At 75.7% G+C, this 15,242-nt stretch carries 13 protein-coding genes; 7 read left to right on the top strand and 6 right to left on the bottom strand.

Annotated elements, in window-relative coordinates; all coding sequences use genetic code 11:
- Positions 1 to 80: 80 nt before the first annotated feature.
- The 4 genes from RSE42_RS13755 to RSE42_RS13770 all read left to right on the top strand — a co-directional run bounded on the left by RSE42_RS13755 (position 81) and on the right by RSE42_RS13770 (position 4,333).
- Positions 81 to 1,055, top strand: coding sequence for an AAA family ATPase (locus tag RSE42_RS13755; RefSeq protein ID WP_034656053.1), 975 nt, complete (start codon positions 81 to 83; stop codon positions 1,053 to 1,055).
- Between the two features lie 10 nt (positions 1,056 to 1,065).
- Positions 1,066 to 2,358, top strand: a complete 1,293-nt coding sequence (locus RSE42_RS13760; protein WP_085387531.1) for a DUF58 domain-containing protein — start codon at positions 1,066 to 1,068, stop codon at positions 2,356 to 2,358.
- Between the two features lie 504 nt (positions 2,359 to 2,862).
- Complete coding sequence (locus tag RSE42_RS13765; RefSeq protein WP_255179365.1) at positions 2,863 to 2,985, top strand: hypothetical protein; 123 nt, start codon at positions 2,863 to 2,865, stop codon at positions 2,983 to 2,985.
- 7 nt (positions 2,986 to 2,992) lie between these two features.
- Complete coding sequence (locus RSE42_RS13770) at positions 2,993 to 4,333, top strand: winged helix DNA-binding domain-containing protein (RefSeq protein ID WP_415296637.1); 1,341 nt, start codon at positions 2,993 to 2,995, stop codon at positions 4,331 to 4,333.
- Between the two features lie 11 nt (positions 4,334 to 4,344).
- Here RSE42_RS13770 and RSE42_RS13775 read toward each other — a convergent pair whose 3' ends face one another.
- Positions 4,345 to 5,334, bottom strand: coding sequence for a stage II sporulation protein M (locus RSE42_RS13775; RefSeq protein WP_396052412.1), 990 nt, complete (start codon positions 5,332 to 5,334; stop codon positions 4,345 to 4,347).
- 86 nt (positions 5,335 to 5,420) lie between these two features.
- Between RSE42_RS13775 and RSE42_RS13780 the strand changes: the two genes are divergently transcribed.
- Complete coding sequence (locus tag RSE42_RS13780; RefSeq protein WP_034654446.1) at positions 5,421 to 6,239, top strand: RDD family protein; 819 nt, start codon at positions 5,421 to 5,423, stop codon at positions 6,237 to 6,239.
- Here the strand turns inward: RSE42_RS13780 and RSE42_RS13785 are convergent.
- The 5 genes from RSE42_RS13785 to ahcY all read right to left on the bottom strand — a co-directional run bounded on the left by RSE42_RS13785 (position 6,212) and on the right by ahcY (position 12,344).
- Positions 6,212 to 7,564, bottom strand: coding sequence for an acyltransferase family protein (locus tag RSE42_RS13785; protein ID WP_415296639.1), 1,353 nt, complete (start codon positions 7,562 to 7,564; stop codon positions 6,212 to 6,214). The genes RSE42_RS13780 and RSE42_RS13785 overlap by 28 nt on opposite strands.
- A 184-nt stretch (positions 7,565 to 7,748) precedes the next feature.
- Positions 7,749 to 8,408: a response regulator transcription factor gene (locus tag RSE42_RS13790; protein WP_034651737.1), complete on the bottom strand. Its 660-nt coding sequence runs from the start codon at positions 8,406 to 8,408 to the stop codon at positions 7,749 to 7,751.
- A gap of 115 nt (positions 8,409 to 8,523) precedes the next feature.
- Positions 8,524 to 10,059, bottom strand: coding sequence for a sensor histidine kinase (locus RSE42_RS13795; RefSeq protein WP_415296641.1), 1,536 nt, complete (start codon positions 10,057 to 10,059; stop codon positions 8,524 to 8,526).
- 82 nt (positions 10,060 to 10,141) lie between these two features.
- On the bottom strand, positions 10,142 to 10,750 hold the full coding sequence (locus RSE42_RS13800) for a hypothetical protein (RefSeq protein WP_034651704.1): 609 nt from the start codon (positions 10,748 to 10,750) through the stop codon (positions 10,142 to 10,144).
- Positions 10,751 to 10,790: 40 nt separating this feature from the next.
- Positions 10,791 to 12,344: an adenosylhomocysteinase gene (gene ahcY, locus RSE42_RS13805; protein ID WP_370512506.1), complete on the bottom strand. Its 1,554-nt coding sequence runs from the start codon at positions 12,342 to 12,344 to the stop codon at positions 10,791 to 10,793.
- A gap of 585 nt (positions 12,345 to 12,929) precedes the next feature.
- Here ahcY and RSE42_RS13810 point away from each other — a divergent pair.
- Positions 12,930 to 14,291, top strand: a complete 1,362-nt coding sequence (locus RSE42_RS13810) for a quaternary amine ABC transporter ATP-binding protein (protein WP_081895783.1) — start codon at positions 12,930 to 12,932, stop codon at positions 14,289 to 14,291.
- Positions 14,288 to 15,157 carry an ABC transporter permease gene (locus RSE42_RS13815; protein WP_061267508.1) on the top strand — a complete coding sequence of 290 codons (870 nt, stop codon included), beginning with the start codon at positions 14,288 to 14,290 and terminating at the stop codon, positions 15,155 to 15,157. The genes RSE42_RS13810 and RSE42_RS13815 overlap by 4 nt, the downstream gene beginning before the upstream one ends.
- Positions 15,158 to 15,242: the final 85 nt, after the last annotated feature.

Below are 15,242 nucleotides of genomic sequence, written 5' to 3' on the forward strand. Positions count from 1 at the left end.
CGCAGGCACCCGCCCCGCAGGCGCCGTACGCCCAGGGCCATGCGCCCGCCACGCCGGCCCCGACCCCGACCCCCGCACCGGTGCACGACGCCCCGCCCGCGCCGTCGCCCGAGCTGCGGCAGGCGCTCGCCGCCGTCCGCAGCGAGGTCGGCAAGGCCGTCGTCGGGCAGGACGGCGCCGTGACGAGCCTGCTCATCGCGCTGCTCTGCAAGGGCCACGTGCTGCTCGAGGGCGTGCCCGGCGTCGCCAAGACGCTGCTCGTGCGCACGCTCGCCGCGTCGCTCGACCTCGGCACGAAGCGCGTGCAGTTCACGCCCGACCTCATGCCCGGCGACGTCACGGGCTCGCTCGTGTACGACGCGCGGACCGCCGAGTTCTCGTTCCGCGAGGGCCCGGTCTTCACGAACCTCCTGCTCGCCGACGAGATCAACCGCACGCCCCCCAAGACCCAGGCGTCGCTCCTGGAGGCCATGGAGGAGCGGCAGGTCTCGGTCGACGGGACGCCGCGCCCGCTGCCCGACCCCTTCCTCGTCATCGCGACGCAGAACCCCGTCGAGTACGAGGGCACGTACCCGCTGCCCGAGGCGCAGCTCGACCGCTTCCTGCTCAAGGTCGTGCTGCCGCTGCCGGAGCGCGAGCAGGAGGTCGAGGTGCTCGCACGGCACGCCGCCGGCTTCAACCCGCGCGACCTCGCGGGCGCCGGGGTGCGCGCCGTCGCCGGGCGCGACGTGCTCGACCGCGCCCGCGCGGAGGTCGCACGCGTCCAGGTCGCGCGCGAGGTGCTCGGCTACGCCGTCGACGTGTGCCGCGCGACGCGCCACTCCCCCTCGCTGTCCCTCGGCGTGTCCCCGCGCGGTGCCACGGCGCTGCTCGCCACGTCGCGCGCGTGGGCGTGGCTCTCGGGCCGCTCCTACGTGACGCCGGACGACGTCAAGGCCCTCGCGCACCCCACGCTGCGCCACCGCGTGCAGCTGCGGCCCGAGGCCGAGCTGGAGGGCGTGACGGCCGAGAGCGTGCTCGACACCGTGCTCGCGTCCGTCCCCGTCCCCCGCTGAGGCGTCGCTCGTGGCCCTGACGTGGCGCGCCGTCGTGCTGGCGGCGCTCGGGATCGTCCCCGTGCTGCTCGTCCCCGTGCCGGGGACGGTGCTCGTGTGGACGCTGCTCGTCGTCGCGCTGTGCGCGCTCGACGCGGCCCTCGCGGCGTCCCCGCGGCGTGTCGCGATCGAGCGGCGCGTCGCGGGCTCCGTGCGGCTCACCGACGCGACGGCGTCCCGGCTCACGCTGACGAACCTCGCCCCGCGGCGGCTGCGCGCGCTCGTGCGCGACGCGTGGCCGCCGTCCGCGGGGACCCAGGTCAACCGGCACGACGTCGACCTGCCGCCCGGCGAGGCGACGCGCGTGACGACCGTGCTCGTCCCGACGCGCCGCGGCGAGCGCGTCGCGGACCGCGTGACGATCCGCTCGTTCGGCCCGCTGCGGCTCGCCGCGCGCCAGGCGTCGATCCCCGTGCCCGGGCGGCTGCGCGTGCTCCCCGAGTTCGCGTCGCGACGCCACCTCCCGAGCCGCCTCGCGCGCCTGCGCGAGATGGACGGGCGCGCCGCGGTGCAGGTGCGCGGCGAGGGCACCGAGTTCGACTCGCTGCGCGAGTACGTGCTCGGCGACGACGTCCGCTCGATCGACTGGCGCGCGTCGGCGCGCGGCCGGGACATGGTCGTGCGCACGTGGCGGCCCGAGCGCGACCGCCGCGTGCTCATCGTCGTCGACACGTCCCGCACGTCCGCGGCGCGCGTCGGGGACGCGCCGCGCCTCGACGCGAGCATCGAGGCGGCGCTCCTGCTCGCCGCGCTCGCGGGGCGCGCCGGGGACCGCGTCGAGCTCGTCGCCTACGACCGCACCGTGCGCTCGCGCGTCGCGGGGGCCGCCGGGCCGCGCCTCATGCCCGCCATGGCGGACGCCCTCGCGCCGCTCGAGCCCGCGCTCCTCGAGACCGACTGGCCCGGCCTCGTCGGCACCGTCCACGAGCGCCTGTCGCAGCGCGCGCTCGTCGTGCTCCTGTCGACGCTCGACGCCGCCGCCGTCGAGTCCGGCCTGCTGCCCGTCGTCGGGCAGCTCACGGCCAAGCACCAGGTCGTGCTCGCCGCGGCGGGCGACCCCGAGGTCGCCGCCCTGCGCGACGACCGCACCGGGACCGCCGAGGTGTACGACGCCGCGGCCGCCGCGCGCGGCGAGATCGAGCGCGCCGCCGTGACGACGGTCCTGCGCCAGCGCGGCGTCGAGGTCGTCGACGCCCTCCCCGACGACCTCGCCCCCCGCCTCGCCGACACCTACCTCGCGCTCAAGGCGGCCGGCCGCCTCTGAGCCCCCGCCGGGGGCCACCGAGCCGGAGCCGGTGGTCGCGCGAGGTAGAGCCACGGTCGCACGAGGTAGAGGCCCGGTCTCACGAGGTAGAGGCGTCGTCCCACGAGGTAGAGCCGAGGCCGCGCGAGGTAGAGGCCAGGTCTCACGGGACGAGGGTGCCCGGGTTCGCCGAGCAGGGATCCCGGCTCCGTCTGCGGCGCCGGGCCACCAGAAGCGCCCTGTCGGGCGCCACGACCGTCCGGTCGGCGCGCAACCCGTCTGAGGTGGCCCGACGTCGTCGTCCCTCCGAGCGTGGGCAGGCCCACCCTGGGCGACCACGCCTCTACCTGGCGGAACCACCGCTCTACCTCGCGGAACCACCGCGCTACCTCGCGGAACCACCGCGCTACCTCGCGGAACCACGGCTCTACCTCGCGGGAGGTGGTGCAGGGGCCCTCTCCCCCGACCGTCAGGGGCGGGAGGTAGGGTCGTCCAGCACGTCCATCCCGACCTCAGGAGGCTCCCGTGGCCTGGCAGCCGACCGATCCCCGGCAGCGCGTCCGGCGCAACCGTCGCGTCGCGATCATCGTCGTGGTGGCGCTGCTCGCGACGTTCCTCGTCCCGGCGCTCGCGATCGTCCTGTCCTGACGGGCCGATGGCCGACGAGCGGTTCGGGCCGCGGCTGAGCCACGACGACCTCAACCGGGCGCTGCTCGCGCGCCAGCACCTCGCGGACCCGCGCGACGCGACCGTGCTGGACGAGGTGCGGCACCTCGTCGGCCTGCAGTCGCAGGTCCCGTCGTCGCCGTACCCGGCGCTCTGGTCGCGCCTGGCGGGCTTCGCGCCGGACGACCTGGGCGACCGCCTGCTCGACCGCCAGGTGGTGCGCGTCGCGACGCTGCGCGGCACGGTGCACCTCGTCGCGGCCGACGACGCGCTCGAGCTGACGGCGCTCGCCCGCCCCGGCCTGGCGACCTACCTGCGGTCGCGGAACCAGCACGGGACCGCGCTCGCGCACGTCGACCTCGACGACCTCGAGCGCGCGGCGCGCGACCTGCTCGCGGAGCCGCTGACGTCGGTCGAGCTGGGGCGGCGACTCGCGGAGCGGTGGCCCGACGTCGACCCGAAGCACCTCGCGTACGCGGCGCGCTGCCTGCTCCCGCTCGTGCAGGTCCCGCCCCGCGGCCTGTGGGGCGCGAGCGGCGCGGGCACGACGACCACCTGGACGACGGCGCAGGCCTGGCTCGGGCGGTCCGACGACGCCCTCGACGCCGTCGCGCACGCCACGGACCCGGACGCGACGCTCGCGGCGCGCGTGCGGCTCGTGCGCCGGTACCTCGCGGCGTTCGGCCCGGCGTCGGTGGCCGACGCGCAGCGCTGGGCGGGCCTGACCCGGCTGCGCGCCGCGGTCGACGTGCTGCGGCCCGAGCTCGTGACGTTCACCGGCCCGGCCGGCACCGAGCTCCTCGACCTGCCCGACGCGCCGCGCCCGCCGGGCGACGAGCCCGTGCCCGTGGTCCTCGCGGGCGACTTCGACAACCTGCTCCTGTCCCACGACGACCGCACGCGCGTCCTCGGGGACCTGCCGGTCACGAGCGTCGTGAGCGTCAACGGTCAGGTCGCGGCGGCGGTCCTCGTCGACGGCCGCGTCGCGGGCGCCTGGACGGCCCGCCGGGCGGCACCGGCGGCGCGCAGCGCCCGAGCAGCGGACCCGGGCACCCCCAGCGCCCGAGCAGCGGCCCCGGCCGCGCGCGGCGCCCGAGCGGCGGACCCGGCCGACGGGACGCGCCCGGCCGACGGGACGGACGTCGTCGTGCACGTCGAGGTGCGGCCGCTGCGCGCACGGAGCGGCCCCGGCGCGCCCGGCGGCGAGGCGCCGAGCCTCGCCGACCGCCTGCGCGATCCCGCGGTGCGCGACGAGGTCGTCGCGCGCGCCGAGGACTGGGTGCGGTGCGGGTGGCCGGACGCGCGGGCGCGCGTCGTCGTCGACGGCTGAGGCGTCGCGGGTCAGGCCGCGACGGGCGCGGTGTCGCCCGCGTGGTCGGCCGTGAGGTCGCCCGTCTCCCCGGCCCGGACCGCGCGGCGGCCGAGCACGATCGTGTAGACCCAGAACGCCGCGAGCGCGACCGCCCCGATCACGATCTTGAGCCACCACGGCAGCTCCGACCCGGTGACGAAGCCCTCGATGACGCCGGAGACCGCGAGCGCGATCGCGAGGCCGATCGCGACGGTGACGAGCGCCCGGCCCTCCTGCGCGAGGGCGCGCGAGCGCGGCAGGGGGCCGGGGTCGATCCACGCCCAGAAGATCCGCAGCCCGGCGGCGCCGGCGACGAAGATCGACATGAGCTCGAGCAGCCCGTGGGGCGCGATGAGCTGGAGGAAGAGCGCGAGCTCGCCGTGCGCGGCCATCATGCCGCCGATCGAGCCGATGCCGACCGCGTTCTGGAACAGGACCCACGCGGGGAACACCCCCGTGATCCCGAGGCCCACGCAGAAGGCCGCGATCCGCGCGTTGTTCGTCCACACGACGGCGGCGAAGTCGACGCCCGGGTCGTAGTAGGACGCGAACGCGTCGTTCACGTACTCCTCCTGGGTGCTGGGCGGGCCCATGGAGGCGAGGCCCTCGGGCGTGGTCGCGACCCAGACGCCCGCGACGAGCGCGACGAGGAGGCACGCGGCGGTCACGCCGACCGACCACCACCGGATCCGGTAGAGCGCGGCCGGGAGGGACACCGTGAGGAACCGCACGACGTCGCGCCACGCGGGCTCGTGCGCGCCCGCGATGCGCGTGCGGGCGCGCCCGAGGAGCACGGACAGGCGCGAGATGAGCACCGGGTCCGGCGCGACGGAGCGCACGGTCGACAGGTGCGTCGCGACGGCCTGGTAGAGCCGGACGAGCTCGTCGGCCTCCGCGCCGTCGAGCGTGCGGCGGCGGACGAGCGCGTCGAGGCGGTCCCACTCCGCGCCGTGCACGTCGGTGAAGGCGTCGAGGTCCACGACCGATACCCTGCCACACGGGGCGTGCCGCCGGTGCGCCGACCGACGGGCGGGCAGGACCCGCGACGGCGAGGACGGGAGCGAGCGTGCGCGAGGGCATCGTGATCGGCGAGGGCGTGGTCCTGGACGCGCGACCGGCGTCGTTCGTGACGCGCGGGCTGGCGCTCGCGCTCGACCTGCTCGTCGTGCTCGTGTTCTTCGTCGCGACGCTCTTCGTGCTCGGCGCCTCGCTGGGCTCGCTCGAGCTCGACCTGGTCACCGCGATCCTCATCGCGTTCTCGGTCCTCGTCATGGTCGTCATCCCGACGACGGTCGAGACGCTCTCGCGCGGGCGCTCGCTCGGCAAGCTCGCGCTCGGCATCCGGGTCGTGCGCGACGACGGCGGCCCGGTCCGGTTCCGGCACGCGTTCCTGCGGGCGCTCGTCGGGGTCGGCGAGATCTGGCTCACGTTCGGCTCGGTCGCGCTCGTCGCGTCGCTGACGAACGACAAGGGCAAGCGGCTCGGCGACATGGCGGCGGGCACGTACGCGATCCGGGTGCGGGGCGGGCGACCGACGCTCGCCCCGCTCGCGATGCCGCCCTACCTCGCCGCGTGGGCCGCGCACGCGGACATGCGCCGGCTGCCGGACGGCCTCGCGCTGGCCGCCCGGCAGTTCCTCGGGCGCGCCGACCGCCTGCACCCGGCGTCGCGCGCGCGGCTGGGCCAGGAGCTCGCGGGCCAGGTCGAGCGGTACGTCGCTCCGGGCCCGCCGCCCGGCACCCACCCCGAGACGTTCCTGCTCGCCGTGCTCACCGAGCGCCGCGACCGGGACCGCGCGACGGCCCACCGTGCGCAGGCCGCCGCGCGGGAGCAGGCCGAGCTGCTCCACCGGCTCCCCTACTCGGTGCCCGACCCGACGCGCTGACGCGCGCGGCGGCCCGTCGGAGCGTCCTCGAAGCGCCCGACGACGCGCGCGATCCCGACGAGCACGACGGCGAACGCGCCGAACCAGACGGGCCGGCTCGCCCACCAGTCGGCGCCGCCCACGGCCGGGAGCTCCTGCCCGAGCACCACGAGGACGACCCCGACCACGACCACCATCGCGGTGAGGTGCCACAGGTACACGGTCATCGAGCGCCGCGCGAGACCGCGCACGACGGACCGCCCCCGGCCGTCGGCCCAGCGCACGAGCGGTCTCCGCGCGGCGAGCGCGAGCGCGACGAGCGCGACGGCGTGCAGCACGACGGGCGCGGTCGGCGGCCCGAGGTTGGACATCGCGTCGCCCGGCATGCCGATGAGCGAGACCGGGTAGGGCCCGACGGCGACGAGCAGGGCGGCGAGGGCCGCCGCGGCGAGCCCGACGGCCACGAGCACGCGGGACCGCGGCACGACGGCGACGGGGACGACGCGGCCCCGGCGCACGACCCGCAGGCCCGAGCGGGCGTCGGCGTAGAGGAGCCCGACCGCGTAGGGCACGGCCCACACGAGCACCACGTTCACGAGCGCGAGCCGCTCGAGCCCGGCGCCGAACCGCAGGGCCTCGACCACGAGCGGGGCCGCCGCGAGCCCGGCGACGGCCCACCAGCCGGCGGCGTGCAGCGCCCGACGCAGGAGCGGCGTGAGCACGACGAGACCGAGGTAGACCGCGAGGAACCACAGGAGCTGCGGCGCGAGCGTCGCGAGCGAGCGGACGGCGTCGGCCGGGAGCCCGACGGCCAGCGGGACGCCGACGGCGACCACCCACGCCCCGACGAAGACGGCCACCGGCCGCAGCAGGCGCGGCAGCCGGGCGCTCGCGAGGCGGACGCCGTCGGCCAGGTCGGCGACGGCGCTCGGGCGGGTCACGACCCGGCCCCGGGCCGCGGTCCCGCCAGGGCCGCCGGCACGCCGCAGCCCGTACGCCGCCGAGGCGCCCGCCGCGAAGAACAGCAGGGCGAGCACCTGGAGCACCCACGTCACGGCCCACCCGGCGCCGTGCGCGAGGGCGTTCCCGATCCGGAGCTGCTCGCCGTCCCACGTCGCGTCCGCCATGAGCCAGTGCACCGTGAGGACGCTCAGGGTCGCCACGGCGCGCACGGCGTCGACGAACACGTCGCGCGACGGGCGACGCGGTCCCTCGCCCGCCGCGGCCGCCGCGCCGGGCCGGTCCGGGCGCGGGGCGGGCGGGCCGCCGCCCCCGGTCCGGCGCGCGGCCGGGAGGACGGGCGACGACGCGCGGGGTCGGGCGGGGGGTGGCGACAGGACGGCCACGGGATGCTCCTCGGTCGGCGGGTCCGGGAGGTCTCCCGGTGCTCACCAGTCTCGAAACATCCCCTTCGTCCCGGTACGGGACGGTCCCCCGACCGCGTGGCGGTCGTCCACCCAGGTTCCGGGGGGTTGTCCCCCGCCGCTCGGACCTGAAGCCGCTGAGACCTGGAGCCCCTCTGAGAGCCGCTCAGACCTTGAGGTAGCGCAGCACCGCGAGGACGCGGCGGTGGTCGCCGGCGTCCTGCGGGAGCCCGAGCTTGCCGAAGATCGAGGTGACGTTCTTCTCGACCGCGCCGTACGAGAGGAACAGGGCCTCCGCGATGGCGGAGTTCGACCGGCCCTGCGCCATGAGCTCGAGCACCTCGGTCTCGCGCGGCGTGAGGCGCGCGAGACCGTCGTCGGACCGCGACGCGCCCATGAGCTGGCTCACGACCTCCGGGTCGAGGACGGTCTGGCCCGCGGCGATGCGCGTGAGCGCGTCGACGAACTCGCCGACGTCCGCGACCCGGTCCTTGAGGAGGTAGCCGACGCCGCGCGCCCCGCCCGTGAGCAGCTCGCTCGCGAACCGCGTCTCGACGTACTGGGAGAACAGCAGCACCCCGAGGTCGGGGTGCGCCGCGCGCAGCGCGAGGGCGGCGCGCAGCCCCTCGTCCGTGAACGTCGGGGGCATGCGGATGTCGACGACGGCGACGTCCGGCAGCGCGTCCTGCGCCGCGAGCCGCGCGACCTGCGCGACGAGCTCGTCGCCGTCCGCGACCGCCGCCGCGACCTCGTGGCCGCGGCGGGTGACGAGCGCGACGAGACCGTCGCGCAGGATGGCGGAGTCCTCGGCGATGACGAGCCGCATGGTGTCCTTCCGGTCGGGCGGGCCGGGCGGCCCGGGCGGGCGCGGTGCCCCGGGGACATCCTGCCCGACGCCGCCCCGCCGCCCGGGCAGGACCGTCCCGTCCGTGCGCAGCACGTCAGACCCGGACGGGCAGGAGGACCGTGACGACCGTCGGCCCGCCGACGGGGCTCGTGAGCTCGAGCGAGCCGTCCACGGAGCGCACGCGCTCCGCGAGGCCGGCGAGCCCCGAGCGGTGACCGTCGGAGCCCGGCTGCACGACGCGCGCGCCGCCCTGGCCGTCGTCGCGCACCCGCAGGCGCAGGCGGGCCCCCCGGCCGCCGCCCTGGCGCTCCACGAGCACGTACACGCCCGACGCGCGCGCGTGCTTGACCGCGTTCGTCACGAGCTCGGCGACGCAGAAGTACGCGATCGACTCGACCGCGGGGGCGAGCCGGCCGGACGCCTCGACGGCCGGGTCGACGTCGACCGTCACCGGCAGCGGCGAGCGCGCCGCGAGGGTCTCGAGCGCGACCGCGAGGCCGTTGTCGAGTGCCGGCGGGTGGATGCCGCGCGCGAGCTCGCGCAGCTCGACCAGCGCCTCCTTGGTCGACGAGTGCGCGAGGTCGACGAGCTCGAGCGCGTCGCCCGCGTCGCCGCCCGCCGCGAGCTGCTCCTTGGCCTCGCCGAGCTGCATCGCGACGGCGACGAGGCGCGCCTGGGTGCCGTCGTGCAGGTCGCGCTCGATGCGGCGCAGCTTCGCGTCGGCGTCCTCGACCGTGCGGCCGCGCGACTCCTCGAGGTCGGCGACGCGCAGGCTGGACAGCGTGGGGCCGAGCAGCGCCACGGTGAGCACGCGGAAGAGGTGCGCGAACGCGCGCGTGACGTGGGGCCACACCCAGAGGAAGAGCGCCCCGACGAGCACGAGGCCGAGCTGGCGCGCCGGGGTGTCGACGTACCAGTCGACGCCGAACTGCGCGCCGCGGTGCCACGACCCGTCTGCGGCCTGCTGCAGCGGGAGCCAGCGCGACCAGATCCAGTGCGTCATGCCGCCCAGCCCGACGGCGAGGAAGACCGTGCTCACGACGAAGGACAGGATGGCGAGCGGGAACGTCACGAGGAGGAACAGCACGGCCCGCCACCCCGTGCCGTCGCCGATCCCGCTCCACAGCGTGCTCCAGAAGCCGCGGCGGCGCGTGTACGGGGCGGGGGCGGCGACGTCGACCCCGAGCAGGGACCGCGCGAGCGACCGGTACATCGAGCCCCAGCCGCGCCCGCCGACCACGACCCACCCCGCGACGACGAGGCCCAGGACGGGCACGATCATCGCGACGAGGAAGACCACGGAGAACAGCCCGTAGGAGAACGCGAAGGGCGCCAGCAGGAGCGCGAGCGAGAGGTACCCGTACTCGCGCCACGTGCGCCCCGCGAACGGTGCGCGCGCGAAGCCGACCCGCTCGCGGTGGTCCACGTACCGCGGGTCGGGCTGCGAGCCCGCGAACGCGCCCGGGACCCCGGGCGCGGCGGCCACGGCGGACGCCGAGGGGTCCGACGGCGCGGCGGGCGACGACGGCACCGCGGAGGGGTGCGGCGTCGGTACGACCGCGTCGGGCACGCCCGGCGAGGGATCGCCCGCGGGCACGACGCTCGGCTGGTCAGGGGTCACGGCAGTCATGGTGCCAGTCTGGGCGCGCGCGTGCGGCGACGACAGGGTGGCGTCCGCCGCACCCCGGTGGGGACAACCCCCGTGCCTCCCGTCAGTGCAGCAGGTACTTGACCGCGATGACCACGCCGCCGAACGCCGCGGCGAGCAGCGTCTCTCCCACCAGCAGGCCTCCGCGCGCCCCCGCGCGGTACGCGGCGAGGAACCCCACCACGCCGAGCAGGACGACCGTGAACCACACCGCGACGAGGGCGGCGCCCTCGGCGTCGAGCCCGGCCGCGAGCGCCACGAGGTACACGACGATCCCGGGGAGCGCGCCGAGGAGCACCCCGACGTTGGACCTCAGCGCGACGACCGTGCGGCCCCACAGCGAGTGCCCGGTGTCGTGGAAGCGTCCGCTCACCGCGTCCACGTAGCAGTGCGCGAGCCAGTAGCCCACCGCCACGAGGGTCGTCGCGAGCACGACGCGGTCGCCCGTCGGGGCGTGCACGCTGGAGACCGCCATGACGAACCCCGCGACGATCGCGCCGTACAGGAGGTCGTGCGGGGGCTCGCGCTCCCAGCGGTCGCCCACGCGGTGCCACAGCGGCCGCACCCGGCCGGGCGGCGGCTCGTCGCGCACCTCGTCGGCCGGCCCCGTCGTGCCCTCGCCCGCGGGGGGCGAGGGCACGACCGGCGTGCGCTCGTCGGACGACGGGTCCATGCGACCTCCTCGGCGCGTGCCGGACGACTCGGGGCAGTGCTCAGTAGCGGTAGTGCTCCGGCTTGTACGGCCCCTCGACGGGGACGCCCAGGTAGTCCGCCTGGGACGGCGAGAGCTCGGTGAGCCGGACGCCGAGCGCGTCGAGGTGCAGGCGCGCGACCTTCTCGTCGAGCACCTTGGGCAGACGGTAGACCTGGCGTGCGTAGGCGCGCTCGCGCCCCTCGCGCGCGGCGGCCGTCGCGTCCTCGTAGAGCTCGATCTGGCCGATCACCTGGTTCGAGAACGAGTTGCTCATGACGAACGACGGGTGGCCCGTGGCGTTCCCGAGGTTGAGCAGGCGGCCCTCGGAGAGCACGACGACCGAGCGGCCCGCGGGCTGGCCGTCGGGGCCCGGCTCCGCGAACGTCCACTCGTGGACCTGGGGCTTGATCTCGGTGCGCGACACCCCGGGCACCTCGGCGAGGCCGGCCATGTCGATCTCGTTGTCGAAGTGGCCGATGTTGCCGACGACGGCCTTGTCCTTCATCGCGACGAGGTGCTCGGCGCGGATGACGTCCTTGTTGCCCGTGGTCGTGATGAAGAAGTCGGCCTCGCCGAGCACGTCCTCGATCCGGGCGACCTGGTAGCCGTCCATCGCGGCCTGGAGCGCGCAGATCGGGTCGACCTCGGACACGATGACGCGCGCGCCCTGGCCGCGGAACGCCTCGGCCGCGCCCTTGCCGACGTCGCCGTAGCCCGCGACGAACGCGACCTTGCCGCCCATGAGGACGTCGGTCGCGCGGTTGATGCCGTCGGGCAGCGAGTGGCGGATGCCGTACTTGTTGTCGAACTTCGACTTGGTGACCGAGTCGTTGACGTTGATCGCCGGGAAGAGCAGCTCGCCCGACTCGGCGAGCTGGTAGAGGCGGTGCACGCCCGTCGTCGTCTCCTCGGTGACGCCCTGGATCTCCTGCGCGATCGTCGTCCAGCGCAGCGGGTCGGCCTCGAGCGCGCGGCGCAGCACCCCGCGCACGACGTTCATCTCGTGGGTGTGGTCCGGCTCGCCCGGGAGCGTGTCCGGCGGGACGACGCCCGCGCGCTCGTACTGCAGGCCCAGGTGGACGAGCATCGTGGCGTCGCCGCCGTCGTCGAGGATGAGGTTGGGCGACTCGTCCCCCGGCCACACGAGGATCTGCTCGGTGCAGTCCCAGTACTCCTCGAGGCTCTCGCCCTTCCACGCGAACACCGGGACGCCCTGCGGGTCCTCGGGCGTCCCGTGCGGTCCGACGACGACGGCGGCCGCCGCCTCGTCCTGCGTCGAGAAGATGTTGCAGCTCGCCCAGCGCACCTGCGCGCCGAGCGCGACGAGCGTCTCGATGAGGACGGCCGTCTGCACGGTCATGTGCAGGGAGCCAGCGATGCGGGCGCCCGCGAGCGGCTGCGACTCCCCGTACTCGGCGCGCAGCGCCATGAGGCCGGGCATCTCGTGCTCGGCGAGGCGGAGCTGGTGGCGGCCCGCCTCGGCCAGGGACAGGTCGCGGACCTTGTACCGGCCGGGGATCTCGTCGAAGCCGGGGGTGGCGCCGGAGGTCGGGGCCTGCGCTGTGGTGGACATGGTTCTCCTGTGCGTTCTCGGTGCCGGCGGGGCCGGTGGTGCCGGCTCCGCGGTGGCTGCCGATGACTGGTCGGTTGCTGCGCTGGGGGCTCCCGTCCGCGCGGGACGGGACCGCGGCCCGCCCGGCACCAGCCTACCGAGGACGACGCCGTCCGGCCGGGGCGCGGACCGCCCGGTCCCGGAGCACCACCGTTCGTCCGGCGCGCGCGCCCGGGCGCGCGCGTAACACGAACGCTTGACCATCTCAAGATCACGAAGGGATAACGATCCCGGTTCCGCCGTCATCCGCACCATTCCAACGATGCTCGGTCAAGAATCGTCCTGGAATCGCCCCCGGTGCGGGGGTCCTGGGTAGAAGTTGAACCTCGAATCAGGCAGGGTGGGCGCGAACCGATTGACATCGGATCAGCGTGAGGCCCTGTGTGCGCCGGCCCCTGCGGGGGCAACCGGCCGGACGCGCCACCCCAGGGAGGACGTCCTCGCACCCGGGGCCTCCTGCCGTGCCCTCTCGTCGAGCGCCCGCACCCGGGTGCTCCGGAGGGGCGTGACGCTGGTCCACGACCGGAAGGTGGCGACACCCACCGCATGACAGCTCTCAGCACACCCGTGCCGACCGACCCGGCCGCGCACGCCGGCGCCGCGACCGTCGGCACCGACGACCGCGCGACCGCGCTCTCGGTCCGCGACGTCTACAAGGTCTTCGGGCGCCGCCCCGTCGAGGCGATCCGCCGCCTCGAGCAGGGCGCGAGCCGCGACGACGTCAAGCCGCTCGGCACCGCCGCGGTCATCGACGCGTCGTTCGACGTGAAGCAGGGCGAGATCTTCGTCGTCATGGGCCTCTCGGGCTCCGGCAAGTCGACGCTCATCCGCATGCTCAACGGGCTGTGGAAGCCGACGTCCGGGCACGTGCTGCTCGGCGGCACCGACCTCGCCCAGGCCGACGCCAAGCAGATGCGCGCGCTGCGCCGCAAGCACGTGTCGATGGTCTTCCAGCACTTCGCGCTCCTGCCCCACCGCACGGTGCTCGACAACGCCGCCTACCCCCTGGAGATCCAGGGCGTCGGCAAGGCGGAGCGCCGCGAGAAGGCCCGCACCGCGCTCGGCCTCGTCGGGCTCGGCGGCTGGGAGGACTCCCTGCCCTCGCAGCTCTCCGGCGGCATGCGCCAGCGCGTCGGGCTCGCCCGCGCGCTCGCCGCCGACACCGACGTCCTGCTCATGGACGAGGCGTTCTCCGCGCTCGACCCGCTCATCCGGCGCGAGATGCAGGAGCAGCTCCTCGAGCTCCAGCAGACGCTCGGCAAGACGATCGTCTTCATCACGCACGACCTCAACGAGGCGATGCACCTCGGCGACCGGATCGCCGTCATGCGCGACGGCCGGATCGTGCAGATCGGCACCGCCGAGCAGATCCTGTCCGACCCCGCGAACGACTATGTCGCCCAGTTCGTCGCCGACGTGGACCGCACGCGCGTCCTCACGGCGTCGTCCGTCATGGTGCGCCCCGCCGTCGTCGTCCCGCTCTCCGGCGGTCCCCGCCAGGCGAGCCGCACGATGCGCGAGGCGCAGGTCTCGGCCGCGTACGTCGTCGACCGCCAGCGCCGCCTCCAGGGCGTCGTGCGCGACGAGGACGCGGTCGCCGCCCTGAAGAAGGGCCAGGACAGCCTCGACGGCCTCGTGCGCCAGGGCGTCGCGCCCGTCTCCCCCGACACCCCGCTCGCGGAGGTCTTCGCCCCCGCCGCGGAGTCGCCGCTGCCCGTCGCGGTCACGGACGAGCAGGGCCGCCTCGTCGGCGTCGTCCCCCGCGTCACGCTCCTCGAGGCCATGGTCCCCGGCGACCAGCCGAAGACCGGCGAGATCGACCTCGGGCAGACGCCCGTCGTCCAGGACGCGCCGGCGGAGGGCTCCGCCCCGCTCGCGGCCGCCCCGACGGAAGGCGGTGCCGCGTGAACGACACCCTCGTCCCCCGCATCCCGCTCGGCGAGTGGGTCGACGCCTTCGTCGGCTGGGTCACCACCACGTTCCGCCCGCTCTTCCGGTTCATCAAGGACGTCCTCGTGGGCGTCTACGACGGGCTCGACGCCGTGCTCTCCGGCCCGCCGTTCTGGGTCGTCGCGATCGCCCTCGCCGCGCTGGCGTTCTTCGTCAAGGGCTGGCGGCTCGCGGTCGGCACGCTCGTCGGCTTCGTCCTCATCGCGGGCGTGAACCAGTGGGACAACGCGATGGACACCCTCGCGCTCGTCCTGCTGTCCGCCGTCCTCGCGATCGCCATCGCGATCCCGCTCGGCATCTGGGCCGCGCGCAACGACCGCGTCTCCGCCGTCGTGCGGCCCGTGCTCGACTTCATGCAGACCATGCCGGCGTTCGTCTACCTCATCCCGACCGTCGTCATCTTCCTCACCGGGCCCGTGCCCGGGATCATCGCGACGATCGTCTTCGCCATGGCCCCCGGCGTCCGGTTCACCGAGCTGGGCATCCGGCAGGTCGACAAGGAGGTGGTCGAGGCCGGCCAGGCGTTCGGCTCGACCCCCGGCCGCATCCTGCGCCAGATCCAGCTCCCGCTCGCCCTGCCCACGATCATGGCGGGCGTCAACCAGGTCATCATGCTCTCGCTCTCCATGGTCGTCATCGCCGGCATGGTCGGCGCCGGCGGCCTGGGCGAGGACGTCGTCGCCGCGCTCCAGCGCGTCGACGTGGCGCTCGGGTTCGAGGCAGGCCTCGCCGTCGTCATCCTCGCGATGTTCCTCGACCGCGTGACCTCCGCGCTCGGCGACCGCGCCCCCGTGGCGCGCGCCCTCGCCGCGGCGCGCGTCTGACCGCGCCACCCACCGTCCCCGGCCGCACGCCGGGACCCCGCCCCACGCACCCGCCGTCGGGCACCCCGACCGGGCCCCCCGGCCC

The organism is Cellulosimicrobium sp. SJTW-1 (assembly GCF_047716875.1).
GTDB classification, from domain to species: Bacteria; Actinomycetota; Actinomycetes; order Actinomycetales; family Cellulomonadaceae; genus Cellulosimicrobium; species Cellulosimicrobium funkei.